Raw genomic sequence first — 24,786 nt, forward strand, 5'->3', positions numbered from 1 at the left:
CTTTATTTACTTTCCTTAGCATTAATTACTATTAAAAAATTTACATAAGTTTTCCTTTTTGGCGCTAAAATACCCATGTCTAAATGTTCATACAGGGAAGGAAACCGTGATGATCAGAAGAACGAAGGAAATAGATGCAATTTTAATCGGACTTAACAAATCAATTGATGCTCATTATAAGTGGCTAGTGAAAATGTTTCGCTGTGTGGTGTCATCAGACGTTACTCAGCCTGATATTACGGGCGATGACGCTCACTTCGTTTGTCAATTTGGGCAGTGGCTCAAAGACCATCCACAGCACGATGATGATGAATGTAGTTATGTCAGCAAGATTAACGCGACTCACGAGAAAATGCATTTGTTAGGCAAGGAATTGCTCTTGGCAATCGTGGAAGAGCGTAGCCATTCATGGCATTTCGACAGTTTCCAGGATGCGTTACTGGCATTTACGTCTGCGGTCATGGACTACAAAATATATTTACTGACTATTCGCAGTAATATTGATGTCTTAACAGGTTTGCCTGGCAGAAGAATGCTTGATGAGTCGTTTGATCAGCAGTTACTCGATGCTGAGCCGCTTAACCTGTACATATTGTTGCTGGATATCGACCGCTTTAAACATGTTAATGATACCTACGGGCATCTGGTTGGTGACATGGTATTGCGTAACCTGGCGTCAAATTTATTATCATGGACTCGATACGATGAGGTTGCCTATCGCTATGGTGGTGAGGAATTCATTGTCATCATCCGAACCAAAACGGACGAGCAGGCGTGCCAGGCAGGGTTGCGTCTTTGTCATCTGATTGGCCAGAAAAAAATCCCTTACCCAGAAGGCGAAATCGGTATAACGGTAACGGCTGGCATTACCAGAGTTCAACAGGGTGAAACGCTGGACAACGGTCTTGGACGTGCTGACAGAGCCATGTATGAGGGGAAACAGACAGGCAGGAATCGCTGCATGTTTATGGATGAAAAAGAAAAAATCACGTTAGTTGGCACCAATGATCAACTGGCACCGCTCGTCAGAGCGTGAATTTTATCAGCGCAGATCGGTTGTAGTTACGTTTCGTTTAACTTCCATTGTGGTTGTCGATGATATGTTAGCCGACTATTCGTTATCTTCGCAGGGAATTGCCAGATAACGGATAAAGCAAAACACAAATCTATCCATGCAAGCATTTACCGCTGGTTTTCCGGCGGTTTTTTTTACCTGTAATTCAGAGAAATGATTCAGGGAAGGGAAGCAGATAAAAAAATGGCCCCTTGTGCAGTTACGCTACAAGGGGCCGGTTCGGTGCAGGACTATCTCCGTTCATCAATCATCCCATCTGTGGCTAAAATACGCGGCCAAGAAACCGGAAAATAAAATAATTCCCAGAACAGCCATAAAAATATTCATATTACCCAGCATAGTAAATGCTCCTTTATCTATGAGTTTCCTCTCTTACCTTAATTTCACCTCGTTAATGACTATAGTAGCAATTCGAACTTAAACAAAGAGTGAACTGTGTGATTATTTCGTCTGAAATGTAAAGTTATGGCCTTTTCTCGTCGAAGAAAATAAATAATAGTGACGAAACGGGTACCCCCATCAACAAATAATCACAATGTTATCCTGTAATCCGTGGCAGCTGTCGGGTTGTCCGGACACAATATGTTGCACGTTTATAATGCAACACTGTGTCATGGTGGTTCAATTCTTCACTCTTACCGTCATGACGATGCTTTCTTTTTATCCGCGCCTCATTGATGATATTTATAATTCTTTGAATTATCTGTTGTTTTTATATCTGGCACTGTTTTTGCCTTATCACTTCTGAACACCCTTAATTTGCACCGTTTTGTCTGCCCGGTAGCACCGGAGCTTTCAGCAAGTCTACTTTCAGGAGTGAAACTATGCAGCGTCGTACATTATTAAAAGCCTTTGCTCTTTCGGCCTCTGTTGTGGCTATGGGGATGAGTTTTTGCGTACAGGCTGCCGACACCATTAAAGTTGGCATCATGCATTCGTTGTCCGGGACAATGGCTATTTCTGAAACACCGCTGAAGGATGTGGCGTTGATGACCATTGATGAGATCAACGCCAAAGGCGGTGTACTGGGGAAAAAACTGGAGCCGGTAGTGGTCGACCCGGCGTCAAACTGGCCGCTGTTTGCCGAAAAAGCCCGTCAGTTGTTAAGCCAGGACAAAGTGGCGGTGGTTTTTGGTTGCTGGACATCGGTTTCGCGCAAATCGGTACTGCCGGTATTTGAAGAGTTAAACGGCCTGTTGTTTTATCCCGTACAGTACGAAGGTGAAGAGATGTCACCTAACGTTTTCTATACCGGCGCAGCGCCCAATCAGCAGGCCATTCCGGCGGTTGAGTATCTGATGAGTGAAGACGGTGGCAGTGCAAAGCGTTTCTTCCTGCTGGGCACCGACTACGTCTATCCGCGAACAACCAATAAAATTCTTCGTGCCTGGCTGCATTCAAAAGACGTTGCGGATAAAGACATTGAAGAAGTTTATACCCCATTTGGTCACAGCGATTACCAGACCATCGTTGCCAGCATCAAAAAATTCTCCGCAGGGGGGAAAACGGCAGTGGTCTCTACCATTAATGGCGACTCTAACGTTCCGTTCTATAAAGAGTTGGCAAACCAGGGCCTGAAAGCGACCGATGTTCCAGTCGTTGCTTTCTCTGTTGGAGAAGAGGAGTTGCGCGGTATTGATACCAAACCCCTGGTAGGCAATCTTGCGGCCTGGAACTATTTTGAATCCGTTGATAATGCCACCAATAAGCAATTTATCGCTGATTACCGCGCCTATGCGAAAGCACACAAACTGCCGAATGCTGATTCTGTGGTCACGAACGATCCGATGGAAGCAACGTATGTTGGCCTGCACATGTGGGCGCAGGCTGTTGAAAAAGCGGGGACGACGGATGTGGATAAAGTTCGCGCAGCCATGGCGGGGCAATCATTCGCTGCACCTTCTGGCTTTACGTTGACAATGGATACAACGAACCACCACCTGCATAAACCCGTCATGATTGGCGAAATCGAAAACAACGGTCAGTTTAACGTGGTATGGCAAACGGATGCCACGGTCCGTGCCCAACCGTGGAGCCCGTATATCGCCGGGAATGATAAAAAATCTGAGCAGCCCGTCAAAACCGCCAGCAACTGATCTTACGCCCTCCTGTGGGAGGGCCCAATAGGAGAACGCTATCATGAAAGCCAGGCGCTTTATTCGTGGTGTGTTGTTGCTGACGTGGCTTTTGCCGTGGATAGCGCAGGCAACAGATGCCGATACTTTCGCTGCGGCCAGTCGGACACAGCAGGCGACATTACTGGAACAATGGGCGATTAACCCCGATGTGCAGCGTTTACCTTTGCTTAATGCCTTGAGTGGCGAAAACCTGCTGACCGATGACGCTAAAAATGCATTCACGATGAACGGTTCGCATGTGCAATCACTGGGGGCGGCCAGCATGCCCAGCGGCGAATTAAAAAAAATCCGCCTGACTAACCGCCTGCGTAATCTGGTGGCTGGCACATTGGCTATTCATCAACTTTTAGGTGACAGTGTCACCTTGAGAATGACTGCCGCCCGGACATTACTGCGTGAAGCACTGCCAGACATGTTGCCATTTTTGCAGCACAGGCTGCTGCAGGAGACGGATGCTGGCGTGAAATCCACCCTTGCCGCTGCTCTGGCAAACCTGCAACTGAACAGTACTTCGCCCGAAGTCAGGCGTCAGGCCATCGAATTGCTGGGCGCATCCAATGATCCTGAAACACAAGCGCGGTTACAGCCTTTCACCCAGGTGGAGCATGAACCCGATGCGCGCGTACGCGCTGCCGCCAGCGAAAGCCTGAATACCATCGGACATAGAATGAAGGTTGGAGAGCTGCTTGGCCAGGCGTTTATGGGATTATCGCTGGGGTCTATTTTATTGCTGGCGGCGCTGGGGCTGGCTATCACCTACGGTCTGCTCGGCGTCATTAATATGGCGCACGGTGAAATGCTGATGCTTGGCGCTTACTGTACCTGGATAGTGCAACAACTGATGAGCCAGTTTTTCCCTCAGTGGTTAGCCTTTTATCCGCTGATTGCGCTGCCGGTTGCCTTCTTGCTGACCGCCGCAATTGGAATGCTGCTGGAGCGCGGAGTGATCCGCCATTTGTACGGACGCCCACTTGAAACGCTACTGGCAACATGGGGGATTAGCCTGATGCTGATCCAGTTGGTGCGTATGACCTTTGGTGCGCAAAACCTGGAGGTAGCTAACCCGGCGTGGCTGTCAGGTGGTATGCAGGTCTATGCCAATCTGATTTTGCCATGGAACCGGGTTGTGGTACTGGGATTTGCCATTCTGGTGCTGTTTTTCACCTGGTTGTTGCTGAATAAAACCCGTCTGGGTATGCGCGTGCGTGCGGTGACGCAAAACCGCAGCATGGCTGACTGCTGCGGTGTTCCCACAGGGCGGGTGGATATGTTGGCGTTTGGTCTGGGGTCCGGCATTGCCGGACTGGGAGGGGTGGCGCTATCGCAGTTGGGCAACGTGGGACCAGAACTGGGGCAAAGCTACATCATTGATTCATTTTTGGTGGTGGTGCTGGGTGGCGTTGGACAGCTTGCCGGGAGCGTCGCGGCGGCGTTTGGGTTGGGGATTTTCAACAAGATTCTCGAACCGCAGGTTGGGGCAGTTCTCGGCAAAATTATGATACTGGTGCTGATTATTCTGTTTATTCAAAAACGTCCGCAGGGGCTGTTTGCGCTAAAAGGGAGGGTCATTGACTGATGACGATGCCAATGACATTAACGCTGGCGCGCAAAGCGCCGCGTATTACCGGTGTGCTGGGGCTGACTTTACTGCTGGCACTGATTATTCTGCCATTTCTCGCACTTCTGCCTGCGGATCATCCGCTGGCGATATCTGTCTGGACACTGACACTGGTCGGGAAAATTCTCTGTTATGCCATTGTGGCCGTCGCCCTGGATCTGGTGTGGGGATATGCCGGAATGCTGTCGCTGGGCCACGGTATTTTCTTTGCGCTGGGCGGTTATGCGATGGGGATGTACCTGATGCGCCAGGCATCTGGTGCTGGGGTGCCCGCGTTTATGTCGTTCCTGTCGTGGACTGAACTTCCGTGGTTCTGGTGGGGAACACAGCATTTTCTTTGGGCGATGGTGCTGGTTGTTATGGTGCCAGGTTTGCTAGCGTTGTTGTTTGGCTGGTTTGCCTTCCGTTCAAAAATAAAAGGCGTCTATTTCTCCATCATGACGCAGGCACTCACCTTTGCCGGCATGCTGCTGTTCTTCCGTAACGAAACCGGGTTTGGTGGTAATAACGGATTTACCGGTTTTACCACTATTCTGGGATTTTCGGTGACGGCGACCACGACACGTATCGCGTTGTTCCTGGCGACAGTTGTGCTGCTGGTTATGGCGCTGTGGATCGGGTTGGCGCTGGCTCGCAGTAAATTTGGCCGCATTTTGACGGCCGTTCGCGACGCTGAAAATCGGTTGATGTTCTGCGGGTATGACCCAAAGGGCTTCAAACTCCTGGTGTGGACGCTCTCAGCAGTCCTGTGCGGGCTGGCGGGGGCGTTGTATGTTCCGCAGGTGGGCATCATTAACCCCAGTGAAATGTCCCCAACCAATTCAATTGAAGCCGCGATTTGGGTCGCACTGGGTGGGCGCGGTACGTTGATTGGCCCGGTGTTTGGCGCGCTGCTGGTGAACGGCGCTAAAAGTTGGTTTACCGTCATTATGCCGGAATACTGGCAATTGTTTCTCGGCCTGATTTTTATTGGCGTTACGCTGTTTTTGCCTCGCGGCGTGATTGGTCTTTTTCGCAAGGGAGACAAATAATGCAGCCAGATGAAGGACTTTTTACCCGCCAGATGCCAGGCGATCGTTTTCGCAATCAAACAGATCCGGTGCTCCAACTGGAAAAAATAAACGTTAACTTTGATGGTTTCCAGGCGCTAACAGATTTGACGCTCAATATTGGGGTTGGAGAGTTACGCTGCGTTATTGGACCCAATGGCGCGGGAAAAACCACCTTGATGGATGTCATCACCGGTAAAACGAAACCGCAAAGTGGGCAGGCGATTTATGATCAATCCATTGATTTAACATCACTCGACGCCATCGCCATTGCTCGCCAGGGCATTGGTCGCAAATTTCAGAAACCGACCGTATTTGAAGCGTTGACGGTGGAAGAGAACCTCGAGTTGGCGATGAAAAATGATAAATCCGTTTGGAGTGCCTTACGGGCGAGTTTGTCGGGAGAACAGCGGGATCGCATCGATGACATATTGACGCTGTTGCGACTGAGTAACGAACGCGCCCGTCGTGCCGGCCTCCTTTCGCATGGACAGAAACAATTTCTGGAGATTGGTATGTTGCTGGTGCAGGAGCCGCATTTGCTGCTACTGGATGAACCGGCTGCCGGGATGACGGATGCCGAGACGGAATACACCGCTGAACTGTTTCGCCAGCTTGCCGGAAAACATTCTCTGATGGTGGTTGAGCACGATATGGGGTTTGTTGAAAGCATTGCTGATCACGTTACGGTATTGCACCAGGGGCGGGTGCTGGCCGAGGGGAGCCTACGCGATGTTCAGGCCAACGAGCAGGTGATTGAAGTGTATCTCGGACGCTAAGGAGTGCTGATGCTACAGGTAAATGAACTAAATCAATACTATGGCGGCAGCCATATCCTGCGCGGTGTGAGTTTTGAGGCGTGTATCGGTGAAGTAACATGTCTGCTGGGCCGTAATGGGGTTGGCAAAACAACACTGCTGAAGTGCCTGATGGGGCTGATTCCAACCCGCAGCGGCAGCGTTATCTGGCAGGGTAAAAACATGACTCACCGTAAGCCATATCAGCGGGTGCAGGCGGGGGTGGCTTATGTGCCACAGGGCCGCGATATTTTTCCTCGCCTGACGGTGGAAGAAAATCTGCTGTTGGGACTCTCCCGGTTTTCAGCACAAGAGGCAAAACGTGTACCTGATGAAATTTATGCGTTGTTTCCGGTATTACAGGAGATGAAATACCGGCGGGGCGGTGATTTATCGGGCGGGCAACAGCAACAATTAGCTATTGCCCGGGCGCTGGCCAGTCGCCCGCAGTTGTTGATCCTCGATGAACCAACAGAGGGAATTCAGCCTTCGGTCATTAAGGAGATTGGCCTGGTTATCAGCCAACTGGCCCATCGTGGTGATATGGCTATATTGCTGGTGGAGCAGTTTTATGACTTTGCCGAACAGCTTGCGGACAAATACCTGTTAATGTCGCGGGGAAGCATTATTCAACGCGGATCAGGTGAAAACATGGCAGCAGAAGGGGTGCGTGGGTTGGTTGCCATCTGAATCAGGCGACAGTGCAGTTATGGCACTGTCGCCGTAATGTTCAGCAGACTGCCGGTTGGCTCCAGGGTTTGGCGCGCATGCCTTTTATCATTAACGCCCAGGCAAGGACAATCGCCACCATCAGTGCGACAAACAGCGACCATGGGGGCAGAGTGGTCAGGATGACCCCGCTGACTAATGGGTTTACCGCCGCGCCAAGCCAGCCCAGTGACTGGGCGGAAAAGTAACTGGCTTTCATGCCCGCCGGTGCGATGTTGTCGATCAGCATGTATTCACCCGGTGCATAGATGACCTCGCCAATGGTGAAAAAGGCGGCTGAAATCCCCCAGAACAGCAGGCTGTTGCCAGAGAAGGTAAAACCGACCAGACCGATAACAAAAAACAGTGTACCTGCAGCCATCAGCGGGCGGATGTTTGCAGACGTCAGTCTGCGTCCGACAGCATATTGCAGCGATACTACAATTGCCGCGTTGACGGGCAGAACAACTGCCACCACTTTCTCAGCAAAATCGCCATCGGCAACCACCATCACGTACTGAGAAATACAGGATGCAAATGCACCACCGACAAAAGAAGCCAGAAAAGCAGACAACGTAAACCAGCATAATGCTTTATCGCGTAGCAGAACCGAGGGTGACCATACTGCCGCGTTCAAACCTTCGGATGGGATTGCAGAACGTTTTACCCATGTCTGGATAAATACCAGTGGGAAGGCTGAACATATGGCCGCCAACCAGAACGGTAGGTTAATGCTTTGCATGACCAGCAGCGTGCCCAACGGCGGGCCAACGGTCCAGCCGATGTTCAGCACGGTGTAGTTCAGTGAGAAAATCTTTGTTTTATTGGTGGCAGAGAGGTTGTCGGCAAACCAGGCTTTCAGCACGGTGGCAAACACGGAGTAGGCACAGTTGATCAGCGCGAAGAGCAGAACCACTACCACAACGTTATGCACCAGAGGAATCGCGATAAAGCCGGATGCGAAACCCGCAATTGCCAGCAGCATAAAGCGTTTTTTTTCAAACTTATCGGCCAGAATACCGAATCCAAGGCTGAAAACGACGCCAATAGTCAGTGCTACCGTCATTGCATAACCGATCAGATCGACACCCAGACCATACTGACGACTGAGGTAAATCGTCATGAATGGCAGCGTGGCTCCGCGCCCAATGGTTAATAGTAATGATGACGCGAGTAATGCAAGGGTCGACCTTCTCAGCGAGATATTCATTTTTTTGCCCGACAGCGCATGTTGTTATGTTTTTTTTAGATATCAGAAACAAATAGCATGCTAAAAGTGTGATGTACACTCAATAAGTTGTCTGAAAATGCCCTGTGTGGCCTACCTGAATTAATGATCTGTTACGGTACAACGATTTCCGTTACCTTAACTTGTTTACAAAAATTTAATATTTGCAGGGGCGGTGGTATGTCGCGTAAAGATGGGTTGTTGGCGTTACTGGTTGTCGTGGTATGGGGGCTTAACTTTGTCGTCATCAAAGTGGGCTTGCACAATATGCCGCCGTTGATGCTGGCAGGCTTGCGCTTTTTACTGGTGGCGTTTCCCGCGATTTTTTTTGTTGCCCGCCCGAAGATCCCGCTCTCGCTGTTACTTGGCTATGGCCTGACCATCAGCTTCGGTCAGTTCGCTTTTCTGTTTAGCGCCATCAAGTTTGGGATGCCTGCCGGTCTGGCATCGCTGGTTTTACAGGCGCAAGCGTTTTTCACTATCGTGCTGGGGGCGTTCGCCTTTGGCGAGCGTTTGCAGGGGAAGCAACTGGTCGGTATCGCGCTGGCGGTGTTTGGTGTACTGGTATTGATTGAGGCGAGTCTCAATGGACAACATGTCGGTATGCTTGGCTTTATGTTGACGCTGGCGGCGGCACTAAGCTGGGCCTGCGGCAATATCTTTAATAAGAAAATTATGCAGCATACTTCGCGTCCAGCGGTCATGTCGCTGGTGGTGTGGAGCGCATTAATTCCTGTGGTTCCGTTTTTTCTGGCATCGGCATTGCTTGATGGCCCAACGCAAATCGTGCAGAGTCTTGTGGCGATCGATATGACTACCATCTTGTCCCTGGTGTATCTGGCCTTTGTGGCGACCATTGTGGGCTACGGCATTTGGGGTTCTTTGCTGGGGCGCTATGAAACCTGGCGTGTTGCGCCACTGTCGTTGCTGGTACCCGTGGTGGGGTTGGCCAGTGCCGCTGTGCTGCTGGATGAAACGTTAACCGGACTGCAACTGCTTGGTGCGTTGTTGATCATGGCGGGGTTGTATATCAACGTGTTCGGTTTTCGACTGCGCAAGATTGCACAGGCGCGGGGCTAAAAAAAAAGCCCCGCAGTGGCGGGGCTAAAAATTACAGGCTGTGCATATTGTAATAAGGCACGCCTAACTCATCGGATTTATCGCTGCCGGCACCCATATGATTAAAATCGAACGGTGACTGATCGTGCGCAGGGGGCATAATCATCGCGTCGCGATTATTTTGCGTTGTTGGCTGCGGGGTCTGTTCCGCCATGCTCTGGCCTGACACAACAAGCAGCAGGGCCAGCATCGCATAAGACAGAAGTTTCATGATTTCCTCGGTTACGTCGTTAACTGGCGATTAGCAATTACATTGATTGAGCGGTAGCAAATACCGGGACTCGCCATGCATATTCGTCATCCGATATTTATGCGGCGGTACATCAAAATAGTTCTTGAATGTCCGGGTCAGCGTTTGCTGAGACTCAAAACCGTAACGCTCCGCAAGATAGAGGATCGGTTCGTTACTCTCTTTCAATTTTTGCGCTATTTCAGTCATTTTACGGCTACGAATGTATTGACCTAATGAATGGCCGGTTTCTTTTTTGAACATCCGCTGCAGGTGCCATTTGGAGTAACCTGAACGCTCAGACACTTTTTCCAGCGAGAGTGGCGATTCAAGGTTATTTTCGATCCAGTCCAAAATGCTATGAATAGTGATTGTGTCAGTATTGCGTCTGGACATCGTCATACCTCTTTCTGTTTACGGCAGGATTCTCTTAAGCAAATGCTCAAGTGTTGCTACTTCTTCCGCCGTTAAGTTTTTTGTTAGTTCCTGGTGCAGGTCTTGCCCTACTAATTGATGACACTGCTCGCAAATTGCTGCGCCGTCTTCGGTGAGTTTCACCAGCACGCCGCGCTTGTCATGTGGATTCGGAAGCCTTTCTATCCAGCCTTTACAGGCCAGTCTGTCCAGCATCCGTGTCAGGGCGCCAAGATCGACAGACAGCACTTTTTTCAATTCGACAGGGGTAATGCACACCGCGCAACGGATGGAGCAGAGCACCTTAAACTGCGATGCCGTGATATCCAGCGGTGACAAATAGTCGTTTAATAAACGATCTTTTTTCTGATTAACCATGTAGATCAAACGACCCAGTGGGATGATTTCATTGAACAGATCACTGGTGCTTTTCACAATGGTTGCCCTGGCAAGTAGTTAGTCACGGCTGATATTATTGCTTAGGCAAATATAAGTCAAATGAATGAGTCTCCGCATGCCACGTTTTGCTAAATCATCAGGCCCGGCGAATGGCGCATCTATTTTTAACGTTTTGATAATTCTGGTTTATCCGCCAGGATGAAAAATGAATCCTTACATCGCTACAATGGCTTATCTCAGCGATTTCACCTTATACTTGCCGTTGACGATTAACGCACAGGAAAGATGACATTATGATGGACTTGTTTAAAGCGATAGGACTGGGGCTGGTAGTCCTGTTACCGTTAGCCAACCCGTTAACCACCGTGGCGTTGTTTCTCGGGTTAGCCGGCAACATGAACAGCGCAGAGCGTAACCGTCAGTCATTAATGGCGTCTGTTTACGTGTTTGCCATCATGATGGTCGCGTACTACGCCGGGCAACTGGTGATGAATACTTTCGGGATTTCGATTCCCGGATTGCGTATTGCGGGCGGGTTAATCGTTGCGTTTATCGGCTTTCGTATGCTGTTCCCTCAGCAGAAAGCGCATGAGTCTCCGGAAGCGAGAAGCAAATCCGAAGAGCTGGAAGACGAACCGACGGCCAATATTGCCTTTGTTCCGCTGGCAATGCCGAGTACTGCCGGCCCGGGGACGATTGCAATGATTATCAGTTCGGCCTCCACCGTGCGTCACGGCTCCGAATTCCCGGACTGGGTGATCATGGTTGCGCCACCCATTATTTTTGCCGTCGTCGGGATTATCTTGTGGGGATGTCTGCGCAGTTCTGGCGGAATTATGCGGCTGGTGGGGAAAGGGGGGATCGAAGCTATTTCCCGTCTGATGGGCTTCCTGCTGGTATGTATGGGTGTGCAGTTTATTATTAACGGCGTGCTGGAAATCATCCAAACCTACCATTAAACAACGGGCCCGGTATGTCTACCGGGCCCGTTTCTTATTGCTGCTGTGGTTGCTCTTCCAGCGTTACCGGCCATTTGCGGAAGATAATCACTGACCAGATCAGCGCGGCAACGGCAGGGAGTGCGCCGACGTAACCAATCGTCGACATCGACCAGTGCAGACTTACCTGATTTCCCACCAGCGCCCCCGCGCCAATACCAATATTAAAGATACCGGAGAACAGCGCCATTGCGACGTCAGTGGCATCCGGAGCCAGCGCCAGTACTTTCACCTGCATTCCCAGACCGATCACCATAATGGCAATGCCCCAGAAAATACTCAGGACCGCAAGGTGCATTTCGCTATCGGCAGCAGGCAGTAGCAGCACCAGGCACAGGGTCAACAGGGCGATAGCCCCGCTTATCAACACCGAGGCATACTGATTACCCAACTTGCCAAAAATAACGCTGCCAATAATACCCGCTCCACCGAGGACCAGAAGCAGCACGGTGGCAAAGTTAGCGCTCAGCCCGGCGACCGTCTGGACAAACGGTTCGATATAACTGTAAGCCGTGTAGTGTGCGGTCACCACTATCACCGTTAACAAATACAAACTCATCAGCGCAGGGCGACGGAACAACAGTGGCAGGCTTTTTAATGAGCCTGAATGCTCGCTTGGTAGTTTAGGCAACAGCTTAATCAGGCAAAGAAGCGTGATTAACGCCCCCATACCGATGACAAAGAAGGTGGTACGCCAGCCAAAATATTGCCCAACAATACGCCCGATAGGCAGGCCTAATACCATCGCCAGTGCGGTACCGGTGGCAATCAGGCTCAACGCCTGTGCGCGTTTCCCGGCAGGGGCCATGCGAATAGCCAGTGACGCGGTAATTGACCAGAAGATGGCATGGGCAAAGGCAATCCCAATGCGACTCATGACCAGTACAGTGAAGTTCCATGCGAGGAAAGAGAGAACATGGCTGGCAATGAACACCACAAACAGGCAGATCAGAAGCTTACGTCGTTCCATTTGACTGGTGAGCAGCATAAATGGCAACGACATCAGGGCCACCACCCAGGCGTAGATCGTCAACATGATCCCAACCTGCGCGGTTTGCATATTAAAACTTTGCGCGATGTCGGACAGCAAACCGACCGGGACAAACTCAGTGGTATTGAAAATAAAACCGGCAATAGCAAGCGTAACTACCCGTAGCCACGCGATCTTGCGGGAAACAGTGTTTGTTGTCATATGTATAAATCGGGTTAGCTGCAAAAAGGAGAGGTGGCGATCTTAAAACGTTTACTGGTGAAAATACAATCATTTCGTGATTAAGATCACGCTGCTTTGCGGATGATAACGGGGTGTGTTACTAGAAAAGATAAAGCCGGTCAGTACGACTGACTGACCGGAGAATGCCGTTGCCAGAGCGAATTTAGTGCTGCTGCGCTTCTTTCATGCACAACGCTTCATGTTCGCTGTCGATGATTGGCTCAACTTTGCCCATCAAAAATAGATAGTTCAAAATTCCCAGAACCACCAGTGCGGCAGAGAACACCAGCGCCCAGGTAAAGGAGCCAGTCGCTGCAACAATGGCACCGGTAATAATGGGTCCCACCGCGCCCCCCATATTGGAGACAGTATTCTGTAACCCTGCAACAATCGATACGCTGTTTTTAGGCGCAACGTCACCCGGTAATGCCCAGACCTGCGAGGCGGCAACCGTGGTGCCTGATTTCGCCACACACAGTAAAAACACGGTCATAAACACGGAATCAGTGAAAGGGGCAAAACCAATACATAAAGCCATTAACAACCCGATTGTCAGAAATAATTTTCTTGTGGCAGTCAGTGACAGGACCCGCTTATGTACCATACGGTCAGAGGCCCAGCCGGCAAAGACTTCTATCACCATCCCACATAATAATGGCAGGGCGGCAACCATCCCCATTTTGATAAAATCCATTCCTTTGTCTTTTACCAGATAAGTGGGCAGCCAGGTAATAAAGAAATAGGATGTATAGTTGATGGTAAAGAAACCAATACACATTGCCCAAATATTCCGGTAGCGCAACAGTTTATACCAACGCATCGGTAATACGGATTTGTCGCCGTGTTTTTGCTTTTGCCCTTCGCGAATATGTTTAATTTCGCTTGCACTGATCCTTTTGTGGTCTTCCGGGTTTTCTGTATAAATAAAATACCAGGCAATGACCCAAAAAACGCCTACACCACCAATAATCAGAAATGTCATCCGCCAGTCAAACTGGTAGATCATCCAGACAATAAGCGGCATCGCGACGGCACCACCAAATTTAGAGGCACTGTCAAACAATCCTGAGACGGTGGCTCTTTCCCGATCCGGGAACCAACGCGCAGCGATCCCTGCATTGCTTGGATAGGCGGCGGCCTCACCGACGCCCAGAGCAAGTCTCAATGCGAGTAGAGATTTAAATCCAGTGGCTAACCCCATCATTGAGGTGGCGATTGACCACCACGCGACGGCAAAACCCAGACCTTTTTTCTGACCAAAACGGTCTGCAAACCAACCTGCTGGTATTTGCAGTAAAGAATATGACCAAAAGAACGCCGCCATAATAAACCCCATCATTTCAGGATCGAGTTTTAGCTCATCAATGAGGTGAGGTGCAGCAGCCGATAATACCGTCCGGTCAATATAGTTAATTGCAATAGCAAGCCACATTAATCCCGCAATCCACCAACGAATTCGGGATTTTTCTGCAAAATTATTCATATATCTGGCCCATGGTAGATGTTCATTTTTATTATTGTGGAAAGGGTAGGGTTATCTCCACAATGTTATAATCCGTTCATGATGTTTTTAGGCTTACGCTGATGAATGACATGTTCAATGATGTTATAAACGCATTGCTCGCCGATATTGCTGATCGCCCCCTCGGTATATCCTGCGATATGTGCAGTAGGTATGAAATTATCGAGCGCAAATAAGGGGTGTGAATTGCACGGTTCTTGTAGAAAGACATCGGCAGCAGCACCCTTAATGACACCCTGCGTCAGAGCCAGAAAGAGATCCTCTTCATTAACAACACCACCGCGTGAAACGTTAATGAGATAACTACTGCTTTTCATTTTTTTCATCTGTGCTAAATCAAAGAGATCTTTGGTTTCTGGCGTCAGCGGTGTGTGTAACGTGATGAAATCACTTTGTTCTGTTAGTTCATCGAGCGAAACGTATTCAATGTGATTATCTGCGGCGAACTGTGCATCCTGCCATGCGTCGTGAGCCAGTACGCGCATATTAAAGCCGCGGGCTCGCAGTGCAACCTGCTTACCGATGTTACCTAACCCAATAATGCCAATCGTTTTTCCATATACATCGGAGGCGAAGATTCGTGGCCAGTTTCCCGCGCGGGTTTGTTCAATCGCATAGGGGAGCTGACGTGCACAGTTAAGGATCAGGGAAAACGCAAAGTCTGCGACGGCATGCTTATTGGCATCCGGCACATTGGTAACAAAAATACCTTTTTCACGCGTAATATTGAGGTCGATATTATCGACACCCACGCCGTGTTTGCAGACGATTTTCAGATTCGGTGCCGCCGCGATTAGTTCGGCATTAACATCGGTAAAAGCGACGATCATTGCCACTGTCTGTTCCAGATGAGGTGCAAGCGCTTCTAAACCGGCATCTGCAGGTAGCATGATTAATTCAAGTCCTGCGTCGTTAAGCCGTTTGATCGGCCGCTGATCGTATTTGGCAAATGAAGGTGATGTACAGATGACGTTCATAACACAATCCTGTTAGTTAAGCGGCGTTGCCGCCGCTGTAAAAATGTCTATCGCAAATAGTTATTGATAATTTGCTGAATCTGGCGTTCCTGATGCGCATCAAACGTGACAGCGTAACGACTTGCGCCCACGTCATGGCCCATGATTTGTAATGCTTTTTTTACCGCAGCCGGAGAGAAGGCCACTTTATAGAGATCGGTGCGCAGACCCGTTACGCTCTCCTGAGCCTGATGCGACCCGGCAACGTCACCGGCGTTAAAGCGAGACCAGATCGCGTTGATTTCTTGTGGTGCGACGTTAGCCAGCCCCGAAATACAGGCGGAACAGCCATCAACAAACCCCTGGTGAATGAGTGAATCTGGACCATTCAGCACATCAAATCCCTCGATATCTTTAACTGCGTCCAGGAAGCCGCTAAGACTTTCATAACTGCCGGCACTGTCTTTGATCCCGATAATGTTCGGGTGTGCCGCCAGCACTCTGGCTGTTTCAGGCTCAATGGTGTTTCCCGTCCGCGCCGGAATGTTATAGAGAAATACCGGGACGGAGAGCGCATCGGCAATCGCGGTGTAATGGGCAATGAGTTCAGTCTGTTTTAGAGGAACAAAGTACGGGGTAATGACCGACACCGCATCGACACCCAGCTTTTCTATCTGTTTGCCCAGGCGGATGGTTTCACGGGTAGATATTTCGCCAATATGTGCCACTACATGTGCCCGACCCGCCACTTCCTCTACACAGGTCCGCGTGACGGCGATTTTTTCATCTTCGTTAAGTACAAAGAATTCGCCGTTGGTTCCGCCGCAGAAAATACCGTTTCCGGCGTTTAACTGACGGTGTACCTGGTTTCTCAGTTCTTTAAGGTTAAGCCCGCCGTCGTGGTCGAACGGGGTAACGATTGCCGTCAATACTCCTCGGATTTTGCTACTCATTATTCACTCCTTTGTCATCAGTTCTGGAAACAGAGTTTGATAAATGGCCTGAATATCGTTATGGCTCACCTTGCAGGGAGCATTATTCATCAGGCGCTTTACGTTCAGTGCGGCATCGGCCAGTGCGGGAATATCAGTAGACGGTACACCAAGCGTTGCCAGGTTATCGGGCAGGTTCAGGCGTTTCACCAGTGTGGAGAAGTACTCCACCAGGGCGCAGGATTTTTCTTCGGCACTGAGTGTGAGGTCAGCGTCAGGCAGCAGATCCCATACCAGAGCAAACTTGTCGACCACAAAAGGGCGAATCACTTTCATGCAGGGTGCTAACAGAATGGCGTTAGCGACACCATGTGGGAGATGGTATCGACCGCCGAGCGGGTAAGAGAGCGCGTGGACCAGGTGAGTACCGGCATGATTAATCGCCACGCCGCCGTAATACGATGCCCACAGCATCTCCAGTTTGGCCAGCAGGTTTTCCGGCTCATTGACGGAGGTTTCGATATGGTTGAGTAGCTTACGCAGGCCAATGAGCGCCGCGTTATCGCTTACGGGATTGGCGACAGTAGCGGTAAAGCATTCAATCAGATGACATAACGCGTCAATTCCAGTGGACGAGGCAATATGCGCCGGCATGCTGGTGGTGAGTTCTGGCAACAGGGCCACGAAATCCGGTAACAGCACGGGAGAGATAATACCGACTTTAGTGTTTTGCTCCGGGATAGCCAGAATGGCATTCGGGGTTGCTTCAGACCCCGTACCTGCCGTGGCGGGGATCAGCACAGAAGCAACGCGTTGCAGCGGTTTTTCTCCCGCCAGCATGGCGTCGAGCGTCGGAGATTCAGGATGACATAAGACGGAGAGCAGTTTCGCCACATCCAGTACGCTGCCTCCGCCGATACCGATAACCATTTCTACGTTGAGATCTTGTACGTTTTTTAATAGCGCGCTGACATCGTGATGCCCGGGTTCTGCAGGCACATTGTCAATCAGAGCCACATGACGTCCATCGTTGGCCAGTAAGTTGCGGATCTGTGTTACCGCGTCAAGCCGGACAATATTGCTATCCGTCACCAGTAACAGCTGGCGTTTCCCCGCCAGTAACGGCTCCAGTGCGGGGATGGCATTCGAACCGCTAATCACGGTGCTATTGATTGTTGCCACAACATTCTCCTGTTGTTCGAGTGATTGAATTCGCTCACTGAGATTCAGGAACGATTGCATCATGGGCTAAATTTATAATTTATCTCGGAACCGAATAACTTGAGCTTGCTCACATTTAATCAAATGTGATTGAATATAATCATTATCAACATACAACAACCCGGAGCATGGATGAGTAGACAGGTAGCAAGGCCGCAGGTACTGGTGATTGCCGACGACTTTACTGGTGGTAATGATGCGGGGGTAAGTCTGGCGCTGACGGGTATGACGGTGAATGTCGCTTTCACATTGCCCTGTGCCGATGATGCAGATGTGCTGGTTATCAACACGGATAGTCGTGCGCTGGAGGCAGAGCAGGCCGCCGCCAGAGTAAATGAGCTGGCTCTTGCCAGTCAGGCAGGCCCTCAGACGCAGTGGCTTAAGAAAATGGATTCAACTTTGCGCGGAAACCCAGGGGCCGAACTGGACGCGTTAATGCGGATTACAGGTAAAAAGCGGGCCATCGTGGCACTGGCTTGTCCCTCAGCCGGGCGTACCACCGAGCAGGGGCAGTGCCTCGTTAACGGTATTCCCGTAACGCAGACTGAATTTGCCAGCGATCCGAAAACGCCGGTTATTAGCGCCGATATCTGTGAGGTGTTACAGGCGCAAACAGTCATTGCGTGTCGGGCAATGTCTCTGAGCGACTATCTGCAGCACCTCAGAGAGCCTGTTGCGAAAACGCCACAAATCTGGGTGGTGGATGCCCGCACGCAAACCGATCTTGATGTTATTGCTTCGGAAGCGCTGATGCAGGAGGAATCGCCGCTGCTGGTAGGGTCTGCCGGGATCTGTGACGCGCTGGCCCGCCATGTCCGGACACCGTCCTCCCAGTGTTTACTGGCGGTAGTGGGTTCAATGAGTGAAATCGCTCAACAACAGATTGCTGCAGTGTGTCAGGACCCGCGGGTGGAGACTGTATTCATTGATATCGAAAATATCTTCAGTGGTAACCGGACAGAGTATGTGCAGCGTATCGCCAGGGTTCTCATCTCAGGCAAACACTGCATCGTTCACACCTGTCCCGACAGCGAAGCTCGTCATCATATTCCAATACTGTGTGCGCACCTGCAGATGAGCCGCGCGCAGCTCGGTGAAACAATTTGCCAGTTTCTTGGACAGCTTACCCGCCAGGTGCTGCACGAAGTCTCACCTGGCGCGCTGTATCTTTCCGGCGGTGATGTCGCGATGGCGATCGCGGATGCGCTGGAGGCAACAGGATTTCGTATTACCGACCGTGTGGCCCAGTGTGTGCCGTACGGCCATCTTGCCGGTAGCTACTGGCGACGCCCGGTTATGACAAAAGCAGGGGGATTCGGTGACGAAACCACTCTGCGTCAGGTTTTGAATTATATCGAGGAGAAAATGAGTGAATAACACGATAGCGGTAACCATGGGCGACCCGGCAGGTATTGGACCGGAGATTATTATTAAATCGTTGGTGGAGGGAGAGTTGTCTGGCGCGCCGGTCGTGGTTGTGGGTTGTGCACAAACGCTGGGGCGCATCCAGGCATTAAACGTCACGCCGCCTGCGGAACTCCGGGTGATTGATAACGTCACCCAGGCACAATTCGCCCCCGGTGTTATCAATGTAATTGATGAACCCCTTGCCGATCCTGCTGCGCTTGAACCAGGCGTGGTCCAGGCACAGGCTGGCGATCTGGCATACCGCTGTATTAAGCGTGCCACCGCGCTGGCGCTCAGCGGGGAAGTGAAAGCCATTGCCACTGCGCCGCTGAATAAAGAAGCACTGCACATGGCAGGACATCATTATCCCGGCCATACCGAATTACTGGCGCAACTGACTAACAGCAAAGACTACGCAATGGTGCTGTATACCGAACAGCTTAAAGTGATTCATGTCACCACGCATATTGCACTGCGTAAATTCCTTGATACGCTCAGTGAACAGCGTGTGAAAACAGTCATTCGGGTCGCGGATGATTTCCTGCGTCGTGTCGGGTTTGCTAATCCACGTATTGCGGTAGCAGGCGTTAATCCCCATGCCGGGGAAAACGGTCTGTTTGGTGATGAAGAGATGACCATAGTCGGCCCTGCGGTACAGGCTATGCGGGAGCAGGGGCTGAATGTCACCGGGCCTTGCCCACCGGACACTGTCTTTATGCAGTGCCACGAAGGTATGTATGACATGGTGGTGGCGATGTATCACGATCAGGGCCATATTCCGCTAAAATTGCTGGGATTCTATGATGGGGTGAATATCACCGCCGGATTGCCATTTATTCGCACTTCTGCAGACCACGGCACGGCGTTTGATATTGCCTGGACAGGTAAAGCCAAGTCTGAGAGCATGGCTGTGTCCATCCAGTTAGCAATGCAAATTACGCGGGATTAAAATGAAGGGATATAATCGGTTAGAACAGATTATGGATTATCTGAAAGGGCATAATCTGGCAACGGTTGAACAGCTTGTTGCTGTGACTCAGGCCTCGCCGGCGACCATTCGTCGCGACCTGATTAAACTCGATCAGGAAGGTGTTATCAGCCGAACTCACGGCGGTGTGACGCTTAACCGGTTTATCCCTTCGCAACCGACCACTCATGAGAAAATGCAGCGTAGCCTGATGGAAAAACAGGCTATTGCCAGCGCGGCGGCAAGCCTGGTGAAAGCCGGGGACGCCATTGTCCTGGATGCGGGAACGACGATGATTGAACTGGCGCGCCAGCTTACCCATCTGCCGTTGCGCGTCATCACCAGCGATCTGCACATTGCGCTATTTCTTTCTGAGTTCAAACAAATTGAAGTGACGATCATTGGCGGGCGCATTGATGACTCCAGCCAGTCCTGTATCGGCGAGCACGGGCGTAAACTGCTGCAAAACGTGTGGCCGGATATCGCGTTTCTAAGCTGTAACGGCTGGGACCTGGCCCGCGGGATCACCGCACCGACGGAAGAAAAGGCCGGTCTGAAGCGTGACCTGGTTGCAAACGCCAAACGTCGCGTCCTGCTGGCAGATAGTTCAAAATATGGTGCATGGTCACTTTTCAACGTCACACATCTGGATGCGTTGACGGATATCGTGACCGATGCCCGACTCAATGAAGAGGTACGGCAGCAGCTTGAACAACTGCCTTGCCATCTGACGTTCGCCAGTTAATCCGCATTCTGCGACAGCTGAGGTTCCAGTACCTCAATAAATGCTTCCAGCTGTCGCGTCATCGCCCCCCGACGCCAGACCAGCCACGTATTTAACCAACGCCAGTTTTCGCTCAGCGGCCAGGCATTGACCTGATGGTGGCCCGGCATGCTTTCCAGCATAGAGCGCGGAATCAGTGCGATTCCCGCCCCCGCAATCACACAGGCCAGCATGCCGTGGTAGGACTCCATTTCATGGATCGTGCCCGGCATCGCGCGATCGGCGTGAAACCAGCTTTCAAAATGGCGGCGATATGAACAGTTGGCGCGAAAAGCATAGATATTGTAACCATTCACATCGCTGGCCCGTTTTATGGGCGGGTGCCCGTGTGGGGTGACAATCATCATCTCTTCACGGTACACCGGCATTCCTTCAAGACCTGGATGGGTAATAGGACCATCAGCAAAAGCGGCATTCAGCGTACCGTCCAGCACACCGTCCAGCATGGTACCGGACGGCCCTGTTGCCAGTGCAAACTGGATTTTAGGGTAGCGCTGATTATATTCGGCAAGTGTGGCCGGAATACGTACGGCGGCTGTACTTTCCAGCGACCCCAGAGAGAACAATCCCTGTGGTTCATCTCCTGCGACCACCATCCGCGCTTCTTCTACCAGCGCCAGGATCCGCTGGCTGTAACGCAAAAAATTGTGCCCGGAGGGAGAAAGCCGCAGACGTTGATTTTCACGAATAAACAGATCGACGCCAAGGTCCGCTTCAAGCTGGCGAATACGCGTGGTGAGGTTGGACGGCACGCGATGCACCTTCGCCGCTGCCTGCGTGATGCTGCCGGTCTCTGCGACGGCATTGAACATTTCCAGTTGCGTCAGGTCCATAATTTTCTCTATTCGTGAATGGTATGGTTAATATTATTCATTTTTCAGAAAGAGTAAACCTGCGCATGATATAACCATACCTTGCGAGAAAGAGAGGCACTTATGACCATCACAGCAGCAACACATGCTATTTCCGTTGACCCGACCTGTGGCGAAATGCTGACGGCAATGCCGTGGGCCAGCGCCGATGAGATTACCCACGCGCTGAATCTGGCGGCGACGGGATTCAATGAATGGAAACACACGACCGTCGTCCATCGCGCACAGATGTTGCGTCGGGTCGGACAGGCGCTGCGTGGCCGCGCCGAAGAGATGGCGCAGTGTATCTCGCGTGAAATGGGTAAGCCTGTAAGGCAGGCTCGTGCGGAAGTGGCAAAGTCTGCGGCATTATGTGACTGGTACGCTGAACATGGGCCAGCGATGCTCAGTACCGAGGCAACGCAGGTTGAGAATAACCAGGCCGTGATTGAGTACCGTCCCCTGGGGACTATTCTGGCGATCATGCCGTGGAACTTCCCGCTCTGGCAGGTTATGCGCGGCGCCGTACCGATTTTGCTGGCCGGAAATGGTTATCTGTTAAAGCATGCACCAAATGTGACCGGCTGTGCCGCAATTATCGCCCAGGTGTTTAGCGATGCGGAAATACCGGCTGGGGTATATGGCTGGGTTAATGCCGATAACGCCGGGGTTAGCCAGATGATTAATGACCCGCGTATCGCCGCGATAACCGTGACGGGCAGTGTGCGGGCAGGGGCTGCGATTGGCGCTCAGGCCGGTGCTGTACTGAAGAAATGCGTGCTTGAGTTAGGAGGTTCCGATCCGTTTATCGTGCTTAATGATGCAGACCTTGATTTAGCCGTCAAAGCAGCAGTGGCAGGGCGGTATCAGAATACCGGGCAGGTTTGTGCCGCAGCGAAGCGCTTTATTATTGAACAGGGTATTGCCGCAGAATTCACCCAACGTTTTGTGGCGGCAGCCAGCGCACTGAAAATGGGCGATCCGCTAAATGAAGAGAACGATCTTGGCCCAATGGCACGTTTTGATCTGCGGGATGAACTGCATCAGCAGGTTGAAGCCTCACTGGCGCAAGGGGCGCGCTTACTCCTCGGCGGGGAAAAGATCGCCGGTCAGGGCAATTACTATGCCGTGACGGTGCTGGGTGATGTTACGCCGGAAATGACGGCATTTCGTCAGGAGTTGTTTGGCCCGGTTGCGGCGATTACCGTCGCGAAGGATGCTGAGCACGCATTAGCACTGGCTAATGACAGCGAGTTCGGCTTGTCGGCCACGTTGTTTACCGCGGATGAGGCACTGGCACAAACTATGGCGGCCCGTCTGGAGTGTGGTGGCGTGTTTATTAATGGTTACAGTGCCAGTGATGCTCGTGTTGCTTTTGGCGGCGTGAAGAAAAGCGGTTTTGGCCGTGAACTTTCTCACTTTGGCCTGCATGAGTTTTGCAATGTGCAAACCGTCTGGAAAAACCGTCTCTGATAGCCAGGGTGCCTCAGCAGGGGCACCCGTCTTATTTCTGCCATAAATTTGTCATTTACTCTGCGTAAACTCGCGTCTAACGCTTTGATACAGAAGAGTAATATGAACATAACGCAAATTTTTCGTCGCCTGATCCCCCGTCAGTTTGGTCTGTTAACCGGTATTATTTGTATTATTGCGCTGTTCTCTGTTTTGCAGATTGCATCCTCGCTTATGCTCTCAACCTCTGTCAGGGACGCGCAGATAAATGAACAGCATAACCAGCAGGTGCTCTTGCAACAGTCGAAGATCGATCAAGCAAGGGTGGCGTTGTTATCGGCCAGCGACTTACTTAATCGTGCCGGCGTTTACTTTATGCAGGATGCGGCTACCGGCTCGGAAGGGAGCTGGCATCCGTTAATGGAAGAGGCTCAGCATGCGTTAACACAGTCAAAAACGGCATGGGATGCCTGGCTTGCAATGGGTCCGCATCAGGCTGCCGACTTGATGGAGAGCTATCAGCGTTTTTATAGCGGTATTCAGGAGCAGGCAGATGGATTAATGCAATCCAATAGTATTGATGCATTTTTTGCCGTACCTGTGCAGGCGTTTCAGACAGACTTTAATGAAAATTATGCACGCTTTCAGCAAGACAGTGGCCAGCAAGCGGAAAAAGGGCGAGAGCAGCTGTTGACCAGTCTTGAACGTTTACAGCAGCTCTTTTTATTTATTCCTCTTGTGCTGGTGGCGATTGCGGTACTGGTCTGGCGCAGTATGTCCCGCTGGGTCATCGCGCCGCTGAGACGACTGATCGATCATATTGATGTATTAGCGGCTGGCGATCTTTCCCGCCCCGCACCCCAGGTGAGCCAGTTTAATCGCGAAGTGACACAACTGAGCTCCCGTATCGACGCGATGCAGCAGGGGCTAAGTATGCTGGTGCAGCAGGTGAATGACGCGACTACCTCAATGGTGGGGAATATCACTCAGCTTACGCAAAGCAATAAACAGTTGTATCAGCAATCCGCGAAACAAAGCGATGAGCTAAATACGGTGACATCACATATTTCGTTTCTGGAAACACATGTTGAGGATAACAGTGGGTTTGCTCAACTGGCGAATCAACGCGCCGTTCAGGCGCGGGATATTGCTGCGGGTGGCGACCGGATGATGGCAACGGTAAATGCGTCGATGCAGGCGATTGTTGCCCGTTCATCAGAGATGCGCGGGATCATCTCACTGATTGACAGCATCGCGTTTCAGACCAATATTCTGGCGTTAAATGCGGCGATTGAAGCTGCGCATGCTGGTGAGCAAGGGCGTGGATTTGCGGTTGTTGCAAAAGAAGTTGGATTGTTAGCGAGAAAAAGCAGTCAGTCCACGCAGAATATTCAGGCGCTGATTCATCATTCCTTAGCGGGTATAGATGAGGGCTTTCATGCGGTGAACGGACTGGATGATAACTTACAGCAGGTGATATCGCTGGTGGAAAATCTTGGTGCCTTATTGAATGACATTTCTGCTGCGACGATGAATCAAGGAACGCGTATTCACGAGTTGACCAGTCAGCTTCAGGCTCTGAATAACGAAGCCCGACAGACCAGCGATCTGGTGAACGCCGCGTCTGATTCCTCCCTACAGTTACATCATGAATCTCATCAGCTTATGCAGGCCGTTGCCAGATTCCGTCTTCCGGCCTGACGCTGTGT

At 51.0% G+C, this 24,786-nt stretch carries 25 protein-coding genes; 13 read left to right on the forward strand and 12 right to left on the reverse strand.

The window, feature by feature from the left end:
* Positions 1–109 precede the first annotated feature (109 nt).
* The gene (locus NNO02_RS13025; protein WP_271454969.1) at positions 110–1,036 is read left to right on the forward strand and encodes a diguanylate cyclase; all 927 of its coding nucleotides are present in this window, start codon (positions 110–112) and stop codon (positions 1,034–1,036) included.
* A 238-nt stretch (positions 1,037–1,274) separates the two neighbouring features.
* On the opposite strand, the gene NNO02_RS23855 is transcribed toward NNO02_RS13025, so the two are convergent.
* Complete coding sequence (locus tag NNO02_RS23855; protein ID WP_424953288.1) at positions 1,275–1,319, reverse strand: hypothetical protein; 45 nt, start codon at positions 1,317–1,319, stop codon at positions 1,275–1,277.
* Positions 1,319–1,414 carry a protein MgtS gene (gene mgtS, locus NNO02_RS13030; protein ID WP_003032406.1) on the reverse strand — a complete coding sequence of 32 codons (96 nt, stop codon included), beginning with the start codon at positions 1,412–1,414 and terminating at the stop codon, positions 1,319–1,321. Before mgtS ends, NNO02_RS23855 begins: the two co-directional genes overlap by 1 nt.
* 485 nt (positions 1,415–1,899) lie before the next feature.
* Between mgtS and urtA the strand changes: the two genes are divergently transcribed.
* From urtA to urtE, 5 genes are read left to right on the forward strand one after another with little or no spacing between them, the layout of a single operon-like run.
* The gene (gene urtA, locus NNO02_RS13035) at positions 1,900–3,171 is read left to right on the forward strand and encodes an urea ABC transporter substrate-binding protein (RefSeq protein ID WP_271454970.1); all 1,272 of its coding nucleotides are present in this window, start codon (positions 1,900–1,902) and stop codon (positions 3,169–3,171) included.
* Positions 3,172–3,214: 43 nt separating this feature from the next.
* Entirely contained in the window at positions 3,215–4,789 is a 1,575-nt protein-coding gene (gene urtB, locus NNO02_RS13040; protein WP_271448879.1) for an urea ABC transporter permease subunit UrtB, read from the forward strand.
* Positions 4,789–5,862, forward strand: coding sequence for an urea ABC transporter permease subunit UrtC (urtC, locus tag NNO02_RS13045; protein WP_271454971.1), 1,074 nt, complete (start codon positions 4,789–4,791; stop codon positions 5,860–5,862). The genes urtB and urtC overlap by 1 nt, the downstream gene beginning before the upstream one ends.
* A complete protein-coding gene (gene urtD, locus NNO02_RS13050) occupies positions 5,862–6,659 on the forward strand; it encodes an urea ABC transporter ATP-binding protein UrtD (RefSeq protein ID WP_271442137.1) in 798 nt (265 codons plus the stop codon). Before urtC ends, urtD begins: the two co-directional genes overlap by 1 nt.
* A gap of 9 nt (positions 6,660–6,668) precedes the next feature.
* Positions 6,669–7,367 (forward strand): urea ABC transporter ATP-binding subunit UrtE, encoded by a 699-nt coding sequence (urtE, locus tag NNO02_RS13055; protein WP_271454972.1) that lies wholly within the window; start codon positions 6,669–6,671, stop codon positions 7,365–7,367.
* A 40-nt stretch (positions 7,368–7,407) separates the two neighbouring features.
* Here urtE and ydeE read toward each other — a convergent pair whose 3' ends face one another.
* Positions 7,408–8,595: an efflux MFS transporter YdeE gene (ydeE, locus tag NNO02_RS13060; protein ID WP_271442135.1), complete on the reverse strand. Its 1,188-nt coding sequence runs from the start codon at positions 8,593–8,595 to the stop codon at positions 7,408–7,410.
* A gap of 198 nt (positions 8,596–8,793) precedes the next feature.
* Here ydeE and eamA point away from each other — a divergent pair, with 198 nt between their 5' ends.
* Entirely contained in the window at positions 8,794–9,693 is a 900-nt protein-coding gene (gene eamA / locus NNO02_RS13065) for an O-acetylserine/cysteine exporter (protein WP_271442134.1), read from the forward strand.
* Positions 9,694–9,724: 31 nt separating this feature from the next.
* On the opposite strand, the gene marB is transcribed toward eamA, so the two are convergent.
* The 3 genes from marB to marR are packed head-to-tail and all read right to left on the reverse strand — an operon-like array spanning position 9,725 to position 10,810.
* Positions 9,725–9,943 carry a multiple antibiotic resistance protein MarB gene (gene marB, locus NNO02_RS13070; protein ID WP_005122747.1) on the reverse strand — a complete coding sequence of 73 codons (219 nt, stop codon included), beginning with the start codon at positions 9,941–9,943 and terminating at the stop codon, positions 9,725–9,727.
* Between the two features lie 30 nt (positions 9,944–9,973).
* Positions 9,974–10,357 carry an MDR efflux pump AcrAB transcriptional activator MarA gene (gene marA / locus NNO02_RS13075; RefSeq protein WP_003032424.1) on the reverse strand — a complete coding sequence of 128 codons (384 nt, stop codon included), beginning with the start codon at positions 10,355–10,357 and terminating at the stop codon, positions 9,974–9,976.
* Positions 10,358–10,375: 18 nt separating this feature from the next.
* Entirely contained in the window at positions 10,376–10,810 is a 435-nt protein-coding gene (marR, locus tag NNO02_RS13080) for a multiple antibiotic resistance transcriptional regulator MarR (protein WP_137383096.1), read from the reverse strand.
* Positions 10,811–11,067: 257 nt separating this feature from the next.
* Between marR and NNO02_RS13085 the strand changes: the two genes are divergently transcribed.
* The gene (locus tag NNO02_RS13085; protein WP_137383095.1) at positions 11,068–11,733 is read left to right on the forward strand and encodes a MarC family NAAT transporter; all 666 of its coding nucleotides are present in this window, start codon (positions 11,068–11,070) and stop codon (positions 11,731–11,733) included.
* Positions 11,734–11,767: 34 nt separating this feature from the next.
* On the opposite strand, the gene NNO02_RS13090 is transcribed toward NNO02_RS13085, so the two are convergent.
* From NNO02_RS13090 to NNO02_RS13110, 5 genes are all read right to left on the reverse strand, one after another.
* Positions 11,768–12,964 (reverse strand): sugar transporter, encoded by a 1,197-nt coding sequence (locus NNO02_RS13090; protein ID WP_271454973.1) that lies wholly within the window; start codon positions 12,962–12,964, stop codon positions 11,768–11,770.
* A gap of 184 nt (positions 12,965–13,148) precedes the next feature.
* Complete coding sequence (locus NNO02_RS13095; RefSeq protein WP_271448874.1) at positions 13,149–14,468, reverse strand: MFS transporter; 1,320 nt, start codon at positions 14,466–14,468, stop codon at positions 13,149–13,151.
* Positions 14,469–14,533: 65 nt separating this feature from the next.
* A complete protein-coding gene (locus NNO02_RS13100) occupies positions 14,534–15,484 on the reverse strand; it encodes a phosphoglycerate dehydrogenase (protein ID WP_271454974.1) in 951 nt (316 codons plus the stop codon).
* A gap of 47 nt (positions 15,485–15,531) precedes the next feature.
* Positions 15,532–16,416, reverse strand: coding sequence for a dihydrodipicolinate synthase family protein (locus NNO02_RS13105; protein ID WP_271454975.1), 885 nt, complete (start codon positions 16,414–16,416; stop codon positions 15,532–15,534).
* Between the two features lie 3 nt (positions 16,417–16,419).
* Positions 16,420–17,577, reverse strand: a complete 1,158-nt coding sequence (locus NNO02_RS13110; RefSeq protein WP_271454976.1) for an iron-containing alcohol dehydrogenase — start codon at positions 17,575–17,577, stop codon at positions 16,420–16,422.
* A 171-nt stretch (positions 17,578–17,748) separates the two neighbouring features.
* On the opposite strand from NNO02_RS13110, the gene dtnK reads away from it, so the two are divergent.
* The 3 genes from dtnK to NNO02_RS13125 are packed head-to-tail and all read left to right on the forward strand — an operon-like array spanning position 17,749 to position 20,735.
* Positions 17,749–18,993: a D-threonate kinase gene (gene dtnK, locus NNO02_RS13115; RefSeq protein ID WP_271454977.1), complete on the forward strand. Its 1,245-nt coding sequence runs from the start codon at positions 17,749–17,751 to the stop codon at positions 18,991–18,993.
* The gene (locus NNO02_RS13120) at positions 18,986–19,972 is read left to right on the forward strand and encodes a D-threonate 4-phosphate dehydrogenase (RefSeq protein ID WP_271454978.1); all 987 of its coding nucleotides are present in this window, start codon (positions 18,986–18,988) and stop codon (positions 19,970–19,972) included. The genes dtnK and NNO02_RS13120 overlap by 8 nt, the downstream gene beginning before the upstream one ends.
* Before the next feature lies 1 nt (position 19,973).
* Entirely contained in the window at positions 19,974–20,735 is a 762-nt protein-coding gene (locus NNO02_RS13125; protein ID WP_137383087.1) for a DeoR/GlpR family DNA-binding transcription regulator, read from the forward strand.
* Here the strand turns inward: NNO02_RS13125 and ptrR are convergent.
* Positions 20,732–21,607, reverse strand: coding sequence for a putrescine utilization regulator PtrR (gene ptrR / locus NNO02_RS13130; RefSeq protein ID WP_061067887.1), 876 nt, complete (start codon positions 21,605–21,607; stop codon positions 20,732–20,734). The genes NNO02_RS13125 and ptrR overlap by 4 nt on opposite strands.
* A gap of 102 nt (positions 21,608–21,709) precedes the next feature.
* On the opposite strand from ptrR, the gene sad reads away from it, so the two are divergent.
* Together sad and NNO02_RS13140 are read left to right on the forward strand one after the other, a co-directional pair.
* Positions 21,710–23,098 carry a succinate-semialdehyde dehydrogenase gene (gene sad / locus NNO02_RS13135; protein WP_271454979.1) on the forward strand — a complete coding sequence of 463 codons (1,389 nt, stop codon included), beginning with the start codon at positions 21,710–21,712 and terminating at the stop codon, positions 23,096–23,098.
* 102 nt (positions 23,099–23,200) lie between these two features.
* Positions 23,201–24,778, forward strand: coding sequence for a methyl-accepting chemotaxis protein (locus NNO02_RS13140; RefSeq protein ID WP_271454980.1), 1,578 nt, complete (start codon positions 23,201–23,203; stop codon positions 24,776–24,778).
* Positions 24,779–24,786: the final 8 nt, after the last annotated feature.

Source organism: Citrobacter sp. Awk 2 (assembly GCF_028069815.1).
Taxonomy (GTDB): domain Bacteria; phylum Pseudomonadota; class Gammaproteobacteria; order Enterobacterales; family Enterobacteriaceae; genus Citrobacter.